We start from the raw sequence: 13,860 nt of genomic DNA on the forward strand, positions 1-13,860 counted from the left end.
CGTTCGCAGATGAAGATGATTCGCAACGTGCTTCTGCTGATGTTCACACTGCTGAACTCAACATTTTGTTTAGCTACCGACCAAGTCTGGGACAAAGTCGTCGTCGAAGGTAAACAGCAATACGTTCGTGAACACCCTTTGGCAGGCTATTGGACAAGAGAGAATCGTCCGCGATTCGACCCTATTAGCACTGCAAATTGGAAAGGTTACACCACGCGGTGGGAGATACGTGACTCGACACTTTACCTGACTTCCTTCGACGCCACTATTGATGGGCAACCAGTCGATCCAGAATCGATATTCGGCGAGGGGAAGCTTCCAATCCCAGCAAATTGGTTCACTGGAAAGCTGACTGTTCTTCGCCGCGGATTTCCTGTGCCCTTCGACAAGCCACATTTTGCGTCGGCTTCTCTGTACCTAATCGAACGTGGCAAGGTGTGCCAGATGCGGTATGAATCACGGATGCGTTTTGAGCTTCCGCAGGGGCGACACGAATTTACATTGAAACGTGAATCCGGTCAGTTCATCGTCTCGAATCCGCGATCAAACGTGAAGGAGATTCCGGAGGTGCTGACCGGTGATGTTGTCCATGGTCTTATCGACCGGAACGGATTTTCGCTCAATTTCACAGACGAATCTGACGAGCTTGCAAATGCACTGCTGCGCGGAGACACTGGTAATGAGTTCACACTCTTCCTTTCCACCCCGCTTCGAGCCGATGGCATACGCGCGGTCAAGATCAAACGTGAACACCCACTGCGAACCAAGCGATGAACCGAAGTCGCGGAGTCGTCGTTTTTACAATGGAAAATCAATCGCCGCGACTCGGTTATCGCGGTCGTTATCCGACTGAAGATTTCTCCTCGTGCCTAGATTCGGAATCCGCACTTTACTCATCGGCGTCACCGTTTGCGCGGCTGGCCTTGCGTTGTACCCGTGGCCGCAGGCTGCGAAAACGACCACTTTCGAGGACCTGTCCACGCATCCGATTGTAGTAAGAACTGTCATTAGCGAACTTGAACGCATGCCCGGTGGATGCTCGCTTGAAGAGTTTGAACTTAAGCTGAAGGAGATCGGCAATGTCAGAGTTCCGCTGGAGCACTGCAAGGACTTTGAGTTCTATTGGTCAATCAATACCGGATCATTGAATGCTCCACATTTCATAATCGCTGGCAACTTCGCACTCCATGACGGATATCGTCTCACCCACGCTACGGTTAACATTGTTGAGAAGTTGGGAGGCGCGTGGCGCACAATCTGGTTGGCGGATTACGCATCAGAAACTCCCGATTTGCTTCCACCTAGGATTCGTGGCCAAGGGAATCCGGGCGGATAACCATGCCATCCACCGAAGGACGGCATGGCGCGGTTATAAATGGAAATCACATTGGCCGTCCTCGGTGATGGCGGATGTTCTGGCACTGAGGACCCTACCTCATCATGCATATCACCCGCCTCGCTGTCGCTCTGCTTTCCGGGTTCGTAAGCGCATCGGCGTTTGCCGTCGAGCCGCTCGCGGCAGCCCAGCGACGGATCGAAGAAACGTGGAAGCAGGAATCGAATGCAGGACACGCTGCCTCGGATCGACTCAAGGTGCTTGCTACCGTCATTCAAAACGAATTGAAGATTGACGCGCCGATTTGGTGGAAGAAGCAAATAGCGGCAACGCTGTCAGACAAACCGTCCAATGCCTCTCCTCGAATCAAAACGAATGCGACGATCGAAGAACGAGGTCAGTCTCCCAATCATCGACACGTAATTGTCATGAACGACGGACGCGAGTTTCCAATTGATTTACTCCCAGGCGATTGGGAGTGGGAAACTGAGTATGCCAACGTTTACAAGCACAAGGATCATGCTTACGTCTTGAAGACCGGAGGTGGACTCAATCCGTACCCTGTGTTCAAGGTCTCCACGCTCAGTGGCAAGCTTGTATGGCAGACAGAGATTTCGGGTTTGCCTTGGGTCGACATTGCTGGTGGATTGGGCAGGCATCGTACTGGCCCTCTGATCCACGATGGGGACTTTGTTGTGTTCTCCGCGCCAACCTGCGGCACTGGATACGCGTTCGCGATCGACGACGCAACGGGTGAGTTGCGGTGGCAATTTCATGTTGACGTCCAGGGTGATCCAAACGCACCCTTATTTGGTAATCCACCGTAATCTCGCAACACTAAGCCAGAACAATGACAATCGGGATAGGGGCCCGGTTGCCCGGGACCCCTCCCACACCACCTAGCATGCGGGACCGCACTAGGCGGTTCGTCGCAAGGATGCAAACGACTTCCAACGCTCTTCTAGATTCAACAAGCCCTCGGCGGTCAGGTACTCGATCGATAAAGCCCGCTGGACGCCCGACGTCATGGAAAGACGCCAGGCTCCCTTGCCGCTCAACGCGAAGCCGCGAGCAACACGAGCGGACACGCTCAAGGAAGTCAGCTTCTTTAGCCGAGTCTTCGCCTTCCTCCACTGCTTCCAGTAGCAAGCTCGAACACGTCGCCCCGGTGTTGCCTGATGAACAGGGCACTTGTCCAAGGTCACGAACGTTGTCCTGACTTGATCCAGTGCAGAGCATCCCAGCCAGCCCGACGCGTGAGAACGAAACTCGCGAAGACGCGATGACATGGACACGCCTCGGCTCTTACCAATGATCCTTCCGGCTCGCTGCAGCGAGTGGTCCTAAAGCGAAGATCAGCGTCAGCTTGACTCGGTGATGCATACACTGGGTAGGTCTTTTCGTTGGGCCGTCGATTCGGCATGTCGAGAACTGTCACCACTGTCGGGGTTGCACCAGCTCAATTCAACGACGACCTTGGCGACATCGGCGCACCAAAGTAGGCGACCCTCAAATGTCGCCATTCCCATAAGGGACCATAAGCGACACGCCCTTCTCTGACGAACAGGGCGAGTCGCAGTTGATTAATCGTGCGTTTAGTCAGCGAGCAAGTTCTCGGCACACGATGTCGTCGAACACTCTCAGCCAACAATGGTCACATGCGAATGTTGGCTCCGCTGGGCATGCTGCCACCAAAGCATTGCACTAGCGGTTCGATGCCCCTTTGCGGGACGTTCGCACATTCGGCGACGTCATTGATGCGATCATGTTCGGGATCCAACAACGCGTGAAGGAACTGCATGGTTAATAGCTCTGGGGGCTAAAAAAAACGCTGCCATGCCCACCGTCCGGGAACGATGGGCATGGCAGATTTGACTGGCCTGGCGATTGCTAGTGAACCAGTTGATCCTTGAGCTTGCCGATCAGTTCGCTAGCTTGTTTTAGTGTCAGATGCTGCGGCGAGGAGACGCCGTAGACCTCGTCCAAGTGGGAAGCCAACCGCGTGTTGGTCTTCGACGCGATCGCATGGATCGCTCGTACCTGAAGCGGCGTCCAGGATCGGAGCCATCTGATCATCGGCCGGCCGCTCCTCGTCGTTGACCGCCACACCGCGAGCGATCTCGAGCAACTGGCGACGGTTCGGTCTGGCGTGCTCGACGGTGACAAAGAGTGTCGCCAGTTCCACCGGCAGCTGAACGACTGGCGACAAAATCACCACAATGTTGCGGGTCGTTTTGCCGGAGACCACCGCGTGGTGGATCGCTTGCACGATCTCTGCCGACTGCAGGAACCGATGAAAGTTCTGCAGGACCAGGATGTTTGTCCCTTCGCCTTCGCGGTTTCGAAACGCATGGATCGCTGATAGCGGATCCTCGGCATCGGCAATCGGTGGGCTGAGCCCTCGGTCGATATCCCACGTGGACAGGCTCCACTGCTCGACACCGCACAGCAGTGCCAGTTCGGAGATCGCATCTTCGTGTTCGTGCGAGTGAAGGTACCATCTTTCGATGATACGACCAAAGGTGACGATGAATGCCCGGTTTCTGAACTGGGCGTTCCAAGCCAACTACGCGCGATCATTTTTCGCGACGAGAGCGAATGGCCTAACGCGATACGGGCTAGGTGCGCAAGCACTTGGCGAATGGGACGTTCCAATCCCAAGCGAAGACGAACAAAAGCAAATCGCGTCGTTCCTTGACAACGAGACGGCGAAGATTGATGCGTTGATTGAGAAGCAGCAGCAGCTCATCGCCTTGCTCGGGGAGAAACGTCAGGCCGTCATCAGTCATGCGGTCACCAAAGGCTTGAACCCCGACGCCCCCATGCGAGATTCCGGCGTCGAGTGGTTGGGCGAAGTGCCCTCGCATTGGACGGTTTGCCGATTGAAGCACGCTTTCAGCTTCTTAACTTCCGGTCCCCGTGGGTGGTCAGACTTGATTACAGACAACGGAACGAGTGTCTTTCTCCAAAGTGGCGACTTGAACGATGAACTCGGACTTCGATTGGATACCGCTAAACGAATTACGCCACCGACGAATGCTGAAGGCGTCAGGACAAAGATGCAAGATGGCGATGTCGTCTGTTGTGTCACCGGCGCGAACACTGGACGGGTTGCCGTTGCGACGAAACTAAACCAAACCGTCTTCGTAAACCAACATCTTGCGTTGATCCGGCCAAGACACGATTTGGCACATCCGCGATTTCTCGCCACGCTGCTCGCCGCGACGCCGACGAGGACGTACTTCGCAGTAAAACAGTATGGCCTTAAAGAAGGCTTGAGTCTTACCAATGTTGCTGAGACTCCGATTTGCCTTCCGCCAGTTTCCGAGCAAGAAGACATCGTTAACTATCTCGATAAAACCGAGAGTAAAATGCGGCGACTTCGCGAGATTGCCGACGACCAAGTGGAACTTCTCCAAGAACGCCGCACCGCACTCATCTCCGCCGCCGTCACCGGCAAGATCGACGTGCGTGGCTGGAAGCGTCCTTCCGCAGCTCCCAAAAAAGAAACCGAAATGGAGGTCGCATGAACGTCACCTCCCCGCAGCAGATTGACATGTGGCTGGCTTCACCGTCGGAACACCAACGGCTGGAGTTCAAGGAGGCCAAGGAACAGTTCGACAACAAAAAGCTGTACCGATATTGCGTGGCAATCGCCAATGAAGGCGGTGGGCATCTGCTGCTTGGTGTGAGTGATGCTCCGCCGCGGCGGGTGGTCGGCTCGCAGGCATTCAACAATCCGATCGAAATGGCTGAGAAGCTTTTCCGAGCAGTTGGTTTCCGGGTCGACATCGAAGAGGTTTCTCACCCAGATGGTCGCGTGGTCGTCTTCCACATCCCAACACGCCCCCTCGGGACGGCCTACGCCTTTGAAGGTGCCTACCTGATGCGGGTTGGTGAAGCCCTGATCCCCATGTCCGAAGACAAGCTCCGCCGAATTTTTGCCGAAGGGCAACCCGATTGGCTCGAGACACCGGCCAAAGATGGTCTGTCAGCACAGGATGTCGTGGACCTGCTTGATACGCAAACGTTCTTCGAGCTCCTGAATCTGCCCTACCCAAGTGACCGCCAGGGAGTCTTGGACAAGCTCGGTGCCGAACGCCTCGTTAGTGAAACTGCGAGCGGCTTCGCAATCAGCCACTTGGCAGCAATTCTTGTCGCCAAGGACCTGCGGCAATTTGATGACGTCTCACGCAAGGCTCCACGCGTCGTGACGTACAAGGCAAAGGACAAGCTCGACACGATCGCGGACAAAACTGGCAACAAAGGCTACGCAGTCGGCTTCCAGGGGTTGGTTCGGTACGTGATGAGTCAGTTGCCGCAGAATGAAGTGATTGAGAATGCGCTGCGGATTGAAAGCAAGCTGTTACCAGAAGTTGTCATCCGCGAACTCTTGGCCAACGCATTGATCCATCAAGACTTTTCCGAGGGTGGCGTTTCACCCATGGTTGAGATCTACACCGACCGGCTTGAGATCTCCAATCCCGGCGAGCCTTTGGTTCCGGTGGAACGGTTCATCGACGGTTATCAATCACGCAACGAGCGACTGGCTGACTTAATGCGTCGGTTCGGTATCTGTGAGGAAAAGAGCAGCGGGATTGACCGGGCCGTGCGTGCGGCGGAGGTCCATCAACTACCGGCCCCTGACTTCCAAGTCAGTTTCAAGCGAACGATTGTCGTGGTGTTCGGGCCAAGAGCATTCCGCAAAATGGACCGGGCGGACCGCATCCAATTTCGAGCGAGCAAGGGAGGGACAGAGAAGCATCGTGCCCGAACGAAGCGTCATATCGAGGAATTTCGTGAGGCTGGTGGATGGCGTCGGATCACCGAGATTGATGCGGATGCCGTGACGAAGCACGTAGGCGAGATGATGTCTCGCAATGCGGCTGCTCGAACCATTCAAGGTAAGCTCCAATCGATCAAGTCGTTTACGAAATGGCTGGCCGATCATCACCGGCTTCACATCAATCCGTTGTCGATGGTACGCAAACCTGACCCCAACGCAGACCGCCGGCATGAACGTCGAATGTTGCTTCCAGAGGAATGGCAATGGATCGTGACAGCACTCGATCAACAACCAATTGACCGAAATAGCATGTCAGCACATGAACGCGTATTGCTCTACCAGACCGCGATACAAACGGGCTTACGGGCGACCGAACTGGCTGAACTGACTCGTAGCAAACTCATACTGCTCCGCGGTACGCCCCATATCTTGTGCGATGCGGCTGGCACGAAGAACCGTAAACCCGCAAGACAATTCCTCGATCTCAACCTCGCCAACCAGTTGAAAGACCATGTCGCCACGAAGCACCCTACGGCATCGGTCTTCGGCATCGGTAGCAAGGAAGAACTCTCGCGGGGCCTGCGAGCTGACCTTGCCGCGGCAAGGAAACTTTGGCTGCGATCTTTCACGGACGAACAGGAACGCATTGAGGCCGACGCCTCAGATTTTCTTCAGCGAACCAACTACGACGGTGCTCACCTTGTTTTTCATAGTCTGCGGCACACTTGCGGGGCATGGCTGGCGATGAGCGGGGCACACGTCAAGACCGTTCAGACGATCATGCGCCACGGCTCGATCACCCTGACGATGGACCGTTACGGGCACCTTTTTCCGGGTGAGGCCGAGGGTGCCGCGTCAAAGATTGCGGCGATGCTGGGCAAGCCCAGACAACATGCCAACTTGCCTGCGTTGGGGTAGTCCGTGACTTCCGCTGTCCCTGGGAAACAGCTATCCTGCCAAACTGGCGGGTTAAAACTCGCGCAGGGATGGTGCCAAATCTGTCACCATGGACCTTTGAAAGCCCGTGGCGGCAGGTCGAAATCACGAAAAACACCGTAAATCACGCACCTGCCCAGGTGGTGGAATTGGCAGACACAGGGGACTTAAAATCCCCCGGACGTTTAGTCCTTGCGGGTTCGAGTCCCGCCCTGGGTACTTCTTTGCGACGTCGCGGAACCGATTGCGACGCGGCGTTTGAATTTGAAACGCCGCTTTCCGCAGCGTTCGTTTGGACATCGATCCCGTCCAAAACTTCTGACAAAAAAAGCCGCTCCGGCGTGAGCGGGGATCGCTTACGCCGGAACGACTTGAGTTGATTCGCTGACCTAGACAGGATCCTAGCGAGCCCATTGACTGAATGAGCTCCCGGGTGCCTGCGTTCGCTCAGGGAGCGACCGGCAAATCAAAGTCGCCGGACAAATCGCGGTAGACACAGTGAATGTGGTTGGCTGGGTTGCCGGCTGGATCGGCTTGCGTGTTCACAAACTCGATCAAGAATCGTTTGCCTTGCACTCGGTAGTAGTGACCGATGCCTGGCTCGAGGGCGCCCGCCCAAGCAAAGTGCACCTTGCTCCAACCGTCTGACTCAATCTGTTGTGAACGTTCGGCTGCGACTTCTTCGGGTGCGACTTGGACATACAAATCGACCAAATCACGAAGTTGCTTTTGTTGATCCGGGTTCAAACTCGAGTAGGCAATCCCTTCGGGTTCCCCAACTTCGGGCTGAGGTTCACCGGCGAATCGAATTTCTCCCAAAGCTTCTTCGGCGATGCGGGCGACCTTAAGCTGTTTCGCATCCAACGAGTTCACAAGCTTGAACGCGAGCTGTTCTTCTTGGTTCAGAACAGCAGTGCCTTTGCCAAGCGTGACACTGGTTTCGTTTTTGACAACCGCTGGGTTGGTCGCCATGAACTGCGGTGTGGAGTCAACAACCTTTCCACCACGGCAAACAAAGTTCAGCGACAAGTGGTGCCCTTCGAATGACAATCCCCATCGTGCGTCTTCGCCTTCCGCTTTCACATCGCCGAACAACGTGACGTAGTAACGCTGTGGGTTTCGTTCCCAAGTTCCTTTGCCGGCTTCCATTTCATTGAGGACTTCCTCCAACAACATAATCCGGTTGGCTTTGCTGTAACCGGCTTCGCTGAGTGCGGAACGCAAAAGACGCAAAGCGGCGGTTCGCTGAGCATCGTTCATCTGCTCGAGCATCAAACCTTTGCGTTCTTTCTTTGGAATGAAGTGCCAGCCGACTCGTTTGGGCGAGTCAAACGCCATCACAGCGTCGGCCTTTTGTTCGGTTGTCAGCGTGTCCAAAAACGCGACGGCAAAGGTTTGCATTTGTTCGGCGGGAGAAGCCGCCAATTTCCAACCGGCGAGTCCAACGACCGCGACGGCGAAAAGAGAAAGCGTGGCAAAACGAATTTTGTTCATGGCGGGGAGGTGAAAGGGAGGAAGTGAGTCTCGGAACGGCAACCGATCCGAAAGGAGGGAACCCGGCGGAGCGGGAAATCAGCCACGTAGGGTAATTGATTCCGTCGTGGGAAACACTCTCAGCGGGTGCCACAATTTGCCATGAGGACGAAGAATTGAGACCAATTCCCCCCAGGGGCCGGCGGAAGCGTCCGATCGATCGACTCCGATGCAATCCGAAACATCGGTGTTTCGATCGAACGTGTCGACTTGATCGATGCAGCCAATCCACTCTTCCGGCAATGGCTCAGCCGGCGTTTCAGGCGTCCCAGCAATCCGAATTCCAGCTTGAAGCATGCCAATTTGCTGCTTGTCCAGGTTGATCGCCGGCATGTGCGTCAGGCCCTCGATCGGCGGTCGGAGGTATTTCAGCATCGGTTCGGGCGACTTCTTTTCGCGGTCATCGTCATCGAACATGAACTCGCAATCGAGCGTGTCGTCCAGAGTGAATCGCCCGACCTCGTTTCGAATCAACTTGGTCATCACCGCCGCGCAACCACAAGCGGCAGCGACATCCATCCCCAGCGTCCGCAAGTAAGTCCCCGATCCACAACGAACGTCCAATCGCATCATCGGTGGCTCGTACGAAATCAGCTTCACCGAGTCGATGAGAATTCGACGCTTGGGCATTTCGAAATCTTCGCCGCGACGTGCTCTTTTGTGAGCCCGTTGCCCGTCGACCTTGATCGCCGAATGGGCCGGCGGGATTTGCTCCACCACGCCGTGAAAGTCCTTCAGCACTTGCTGGATCTCCGTCGCAGTAGGCAGCTTCACGTCCGTCTGCGTGATCACCTCGGATTCCAAATCGCCTGACTCGCTCGATACACCGAGTTTAAAATCAGCGAGATACCGTTTGCCGTGCTGCAGCACCCAAGGTGTCAAACGTGTCGCCGATCCAATCGCCAGCAACACCAACCCTTCCGCCAACGGATCGAGCGTTCCGGTGTGCCCGACCTTCAACTTGCGGAGTCCGAATTCACCGCGCAGTCGTCTTTGGGCGCGGTTGACCAAATCCCTTGAAGTCGCGCCCGCCGGTTTGTAGCAAGGCAAAAAACCGAGCGGGGAATGTTCGCCGTTAGGGTCCATAAAAACGCGTCAACTCAGTGAATAAAAACGACATTGAAAATAAAAAAGCACTGGGCCATCCAAGAACGGACAACCAAACGCTCCCCCCGGTTCAAACCGAAATGGCTCGCAGATACAGGTGACTGACCAAAGCCAAAATGCTCTCGACAACAATGAACAGAATCCTCGCGGTGATCACGCACAACAAGGCGTGAGTGGGATCGGTCACGGTTCCCAACACGATCAATGTCACCCACTCGCGAACGCCGGCGCCACCGGGCAACAACGACGCAAAACCGAGGACCATGCCAAGGCTGATGGCGGCGGTGGCAACGGTCAGCAACTCGTGACCAACAGGCAATCCATTGTAAGCGGGAATGGCCTTCATCACGCAAGCAAAGGACAACCCGATCAAACACCAAGACAACAATGACCAGGCCCAGCCCGACATCAACCGGGGCCAGGTGATCGCGGAAGAGACATCCGCCGCGGCGGTGGACGAAGTGGTTGATCGATCTGCACGTGGCGCTGCACCGGTCGACTCACCCGTCGATTCAACAGATCGAGACCGAGCCCGTCGCTTGCTCACCAATTCGATGACGCGACGCATCACGGGAGGAAGAGTCGGTATGCAAGCGGCCACCGCCATCGCCGACGCCGCCCATTTCACCCACTGAGGAAGTGGTGTCGACCACATCAAACATCCCGCCAGCGCACCACCGACGGACATCATCAACAGCGTTTCGAAAAACACGCATGTGGTAGCCCGACCGATCAGAAGCTGCCTCGACGGGGTGTCTCCCATCACGGCAGGCAAACTGGCCGTGTTAGACGTCGACACCACCGCGGACACACGAAGCACCACCACCATCGCTTTGCCGGGGATGTACTTCCCCGCGTGCCCGAGCAACTGAGCGGCAGTGGCTCTCATCAACGAACAGGGAACATGGAATCCGCGCAGGGCTCCATGCAACACGCAAGCCGGTGGCAACAAACCAACGGCGTAAAAGATCGCCGCCAGGATGATCGATCCCAAAGAAACGTTCTGCCACGTCGGAAGAGACTCCAGCAACCGAGTCCGTTCTTCGACCAGCGATTGCCGATCGGCCGAAGATGTGTCGACTGAATCTTCGCCGTATGGTTGATCGATTGCGGACGGATTTGTGGCCAGCAACTCTTCATCGAGCGCGTCGACGCGAATTTGCACCGCGGCGACTTCGGTTCGCCAACGCTCGATCGCATCCTTGGCCGCCAAAAGCAATCCAACGACAACCAGAACTGCAATGAGTCGTTTGGCCCAGCGCATCCATCCAGCAGTCCGCCGAACGGGAGCAGGCTCCCGCGATTCGGATTCGGCGGAATCAACCACAGATCGTTGGCTCGGATGATTGTGCCATGAAGTGGCTCAAACGAATGGTCTGACTTCCGGCCCGCGAATCGGTTCGATGGATGAATCGAACTCGCGGACCGGTTGAGCAGACAGGTTCATTCGCTCCAAGAGCAACGAATCAGTTGTCAGCGAGAGGTTCTTTTTTCTCGGTGATCACTTCGGTCTTTTCAGACATCTCTGCGTTCAACTCGATGTAGCTCTGCCACTCTTCAGGCAGATTATCTTCGTGGAAAATGGCTTCCACGGGACACTCCGGTACACAGGCTTCGCAGTCGATGCACTCTTCCGGGTGGATATACAACATCTGTTCGCCTTCGTAGAAACACTCCACAGGGCAAACGACGACGCAATCGGTGTACTTGCATCCCGAGCAGGGTTCAGCAACGACGTGCATGGTCTAACCTTCCAGTTTGATTGAGAAATGGAACGACCCAACTGAATCGTTCTCGCACTATATCGGTTCGAGCAAGGCCGTAACTTCGATCAAAACAAACGTGCTCTGAGCGACTATCCTCGCAGTTCGCCTATTTTGCCATTTCCGCCGTCCCCGGCAAACCCGCCTCCATCGACAATTTGGTCACTTTCAACCTGATGCAATCTTCTTCCGCCCGTTGGCAAATTCGCACTCGTCCCAATCGTCACTACCCGTTTTTGTCGCGACACCCTTGGGTCATGGCCAACGCATTGGCACACGCAACGCTCCGCGAAATGACTCCCGAGGTCGAAACTGACGACAGCCAGTCACCACCTGCCGACACGAATGCCGCCGCCGAAACGGACCAACAGGCTGCTGAATCGGATCCCAACGATCGCCAACTTCCGGTGTGCGGTGACATCATCGATTTGCTCGATTACGACGGAAACTGGATCGCTCGCGGATTGATCAACCCAGCCAGCCGTCTGCGAATCCGACTTTATGCGTTCTCATCGGAAGAACAAATTGATGACGCAATGTGGGCAGAACGCATCGAGCAAGCTGTTGCGCGTCGACGATTGACCGGCGCACCCAACCCGCAAGGTGGCGAACGCCTGATCTTCAGCGAATCCGATCGGATGAGCGGTCTGATTGTTGACCGGTACGCCGATTGCCTGAGCGTCCAAATCACTGGCGGAGCCCTGATTCCGCGAACGGAAATGTTGATTCGCGAGGTCACTGCTGCGGCGGCCCGCCATCAAACGCCTTGCCAACGAGTCTTGGTTCGGATGGACGACGCCACCGTCAAACACGAAGGCGTCTCGGAAGAAACCTTGGCTGAACTTCAGTCGCTCACCACCCTGGATAGCGAAGCCGATTCGACCGTGTGGTACCAACACAACGGTTTGGAGATGGCGATTGACTTGCAAGACGGCCAGAAGACTGGCGGCTATCTCGATCAACAGCTCAACCATGCCGCCGCAGCCAGCTACATGGCCGACCGGCGAGTACTCGACATCTGCACCTACACGGGTGGGTTCGCACTGGCCGCGGCGCGGGCTGGTGCCAAAGAAGTGGTTGCTGTCGATAGCAGCGAGCGAGCCCTGGACATCGCCAAACGCAATGCCGAACGCAACCAATTGACGAACGTTCGATTCGATCAAGGTGACTGCTTCGATGACCTGAAAGAACGGCGTGATCGTGGCGAACAGTTCGATGCGATCATCCTCGATCCACCACGATTTGCTGGCTCACGCAACCAAACTAACGCCGCGCTGCGAGCCTACACGCGGCTGAATGCCTCGGCGGTCGATTTGCTGCCACGAGGCGGAATTTTGGTCACTTGCAGCTGCTCTGGCCGAGTCTCTCGAGCGGACTTTTTGAACATGCTGGTCGACGTCGGACGGAAGCGAGGTCGCGACCTTGTTGTTCTCGAAAGTCGTGGCCCTTCACCCGATCACGTCTTCGCGGTCTCGTGCCCCGAGAGCGACTATTTGAAGTGCATCATTGTTCAGGCGATTTAACTGGCTGCCGAATATGCGATCTTTCCTTTCGGAATCTTGAAGAATTTCGGTGCGGGGTAGGATCGCGGAACGCGCATTTCAACTATAACGGACGTGTACTTGTGACGGCTTGGAAGTCAGCTACATCATTCGGCGTTTGCCTTGCTTTTCTCCGACGCCTAACAATCGTAAGCATCACTCCAGATCGAGGCCCGCGGTGTCCAGCGTAACGATCAAAGTCCTACACGGCGCCGACCGTGGAAAGGTCTTCGAGGGGATCGAGCCTCCCCTGACCATCGGGCGAGAGGAGGGGAACGACATTCAGCTCAATGACGAGCGGGTCAGTCGTTGTCATCTCAAGATTCAGAGGGACAACGAGCGATTGGTGTTGACCGATTTGGATAGTACGAACGGTACCAAGGTCAACGGGACAGAATGCCAGCTGAAGATTCTCCGACACGGCGACTTGGTTGCGGTCGGCCGCAGTCTGTTGTTACTAGGATCCGAGGAACAGATAGCAGCGCGGCTCCAGGCGATCGGTGGCGGCAGCAAGGGTGCGATTCAGCGAGACGTTAAGTCGTCAGACGAATCGATGGCGGTCGATCTTCGCCAGGACCCAAAATCCCCCGTTCCCGTCGATGCGTTGCATGTGGAAGATCTGCCGGCAATTCCAGATGATTTGACTCCTGGCCAAAAAGCACAACTGTGCGAAATCCTGGATTACCTACAATCTCGACTGGAAAGATTGATCGAATCTGCGACCACGCAGGAGGATTCGGAACAAGTCGTGCTACAGCAGGCTGCTTGGCAACGTCTGCTCGATGTCCAATCGCGGCTGGCGACCCTCAATCGAAAAATCACCGATCCGCAGTGGCCCTGAGCAACCTGTTCTCGTGG

The 13,860-nt window shown here is 55.8% G+C and carries 12 protein-coding genes and 1 tRNA gene; 7 read left to right on the forward strand and 6 right to left on the reverse strand.

The features are described from left to right. Positions 1-774: hypothetical protein (locus tag RE6C_RS07850; protein WP_039961539.1), on the forward strand; the 774-nt coding region annotated here is incomplete at its 5' end. 666 nt (positions 775-1,440) lie between these two features. Continuing rightward, entirely contained in the window at positions 1,441-2,163 is a 723-nt protein-coding gene (locus RE6C_RS07860; RefSeq protein WP_008655426.1) for a PQQ-binding-like beta-propeller repeat protein, read from the forward strand. A gap of 90 nt (positions 2,164-2,253) precedes the next feature. Here the strand turns inward: RE6C_RS07860 and RE6C_RS07865 are convergent, their stop codons facing one another. Both RE6C_RS07865 and RE6C_RS07870 read right to left on the reverse strand, forming a co-directional pair. Beyond that, complete coding sequence (locus tag RE6C_RS07865; protein WP_008655427.1) at positions 2,254-2,625, reverse strand: hypothetical protein; 372 nt, start codon at positions 2,623-2,625, stop codon at positions 2,254-2,256. 641 nt (positions 2,626-3,266) lie between these two features. After that, positions 3,267-3,902, reverse strand: a complete 636-nt coding sequence (locus RE6C_RS07870; RefSeq protein ID WP_008655429.1) for an AAA family ATPase — start codon at positions 3,900-3,902, stop codon at positions 3,267-3,269. Here RE6C_RS07870 and RE6C_RS07875 point away from each other — a divergent pair. The 3 genes from RE6C_RS07875 (at position 3,865) to RE6C_RS07890 (ending at position 7,277) form a co-directional block, all read left to right on the forward strand. Continuing rightward, positions 3,865-4,866 carry a restriction endonuclease subunit S gene (locus RE6C_RS07875; protein WP_160167195.1) on the forward strand — a complete coding sequence of 334 codons (1,002 nt, stop codon included), beginning with the start codon at positions 3,865-3,867 and terminating at the stop codon, positions 4,864-4,866. The two genes, RE6C_RS07870 and RE6C_RS07875, sit on opposite strands and share 38 nt — an antisense overlap. Further along, a complete protein-coding gene (locus tag RE6C_RS29440; RefSeq protein WP_008655432.1) occupies positions 4,863-7,040 on the forward strand; it encodes an ATP-binding protein in 2,178 nt (725 codons plus the stop codon). The genes RE6C_RS07875 and RE6C_RS29440 overlap by 4 nt, the downstream gene beginning before the upstream one ends. Before the next feature lie 152 nt (positions 7,041-7,192). Continuing rightward, positions 7,193-7,277 (forward strand) — tRNA-Leu (locus tag RE6C_RS07890). A 228-nt stretch (positions 7,278-7,505) separates the two neighbouring features. On the opposite strand, the gene RE6C_RS07895 is transcribed toward RE6C_RS07890, so the two are convergent. The 4 genes from RE6C_RS07895 to RE6C_RS07910 form a co-directional block, all read right to left on the reverse strand. Next, the gene (locus RE6C_RS07895; RefSeq protein ID WP_008655434.1) at positions 7,506-8,552 is read right to left on the reverse strand and encodes a DUF3500 domain-containing protein; all 1,047 of its coding nucleotides are present in this window, start codon (positions 8,550-8,552) and stop codon (positions 7,506-7,508) included. 78 nt (positions 8,553-8,630) lie between these two features. Beyond that, positions 8,631-9,677 carry a tRNA pseudouridine(55) synthase TruB gene (truB, locus tag RE6C_RS07900; protein WP_008655435.1) on the reverse strand — a complete coding sequence of 349 codons (1,047 nt, stop codon included), beginning with the start codon at positions 9,675-9,677 and terminating at the stop codon, positions 8,631-8,633. A gap of 91 nt (positions 9,678-9,768) precedes the next feature. Further along, positions 9,769-11,025: a lysylphosphatidylglycerol synthase domain-containing protein gene (locus RE6C_RS07905; RefSeq protein WP_008655438.1), complete on the reverse strand. Its 1,257-nt coding sequence runs from the start codon at positions 11,023-11,025 to the stop codon at positions 9,769-9,771. A gap of 139 nt (positions 11,026-11,164) precedes the next feature. Beyond that, complete coding sequence (locus tag RE6C_RS07910) at positions 11,165-11,440, reverse strand: ferredoxin family protein (protein ID WP_007333249.1); 276 nt, start codon at positions 11,438-11,440, stop codon at positions 11,165-11,167. Positions 11,441-11,619: 179 nt separating this feature from the next. Here RE6C_RS07910 and RE6C_RS07915 point away from each other — a divergent pair, with 179 nt between their 5' ends. Beyond that, the gene (locus tag RE6C_RS07915; RefSeq protein WP_008655440.1) at positions 11,620-12,984 is read left to right on the forward strand and encodes a class I SAM-dependent rRNA methyltransferase; all 1,365 of its coding nucleotides are present in this window, start codon (positions 11,620-11,622) and stop codon (positions 12,982-12,984) included. 196 nt (positions 12,985-13,180) lie between these two features. Next, on the forward strand, positions 13,181-13,843 hold the full coding sequence (locus RE6C_RS07920; protein ID WP_007327679.1) for an FHA domain-containing protein: 663 nt from the start codon (positions 13,181-13,183) through the stop codon (positions 13,841-13,843). The last annotated feature ends 17 nt before the right edge of the window (positions 13,844-13,860 follow it).

This window comes from Rhodopirellula europaea 6C (genome assembly GCF_000338295.1).
Taxonomy (GTDB): Bacteria; Planctomycetota; Planctomycetia; order Pirellulales; family Pirellulaceae; genus Rhodopirellula; species Rhodopirellula europaea.

Coding starts and splice junctions, on each gene's coding strand:
- RE6C_RS07860 (WP_008655426.1), top strand. CDS start 1,441: ATGCATATCACCCGCCTCGCTGTCGCTCTGCTTTCCGGGTTCGTAAGC.
- RE6C_RS07865 (WP_008655427.1), bottom strand. CDS start 2,625: ATGTCATCGCGTCTTCGCGAGTTTCGTTCTCACGCGTCGGGCTGGCTG.
- RE6C_RS07875 (WP_160167195.1), top strand. CDS start 3,865: ATGAATGCCCGGTTTCTGAACTGGGCGTTCCAAGCCAACTACGCGCGA.
- RE6C_RS29440 (WP_008655432.1), top strand. CDS start 4,863: ATGAACGTCACCTCCCCGCAGCAGATTGACATGTGGCTGGCTTCACCG.
- RE6C_RS07895 (WP_008655434.1), bottom strand. CDS start 8,552: ATGAACAAAATTCGTTTTGCCACGCTTTCTCTTTTCGCCGTCGCGGTC.
- truB (WP_008655435.1), bottom strand. CDS start 9,677: ATGGACCCTAACGGCGAACATTCCCCGCTCGGTTTTTTGCCTTGCTAC.
- RE6C_RS07910 (WP_007333249.1), bottom strand. CDS start 11,440: ATGCACGTCGTTGCTGAACCCTGCTCGGGATGCAAGTACACCGATTGC.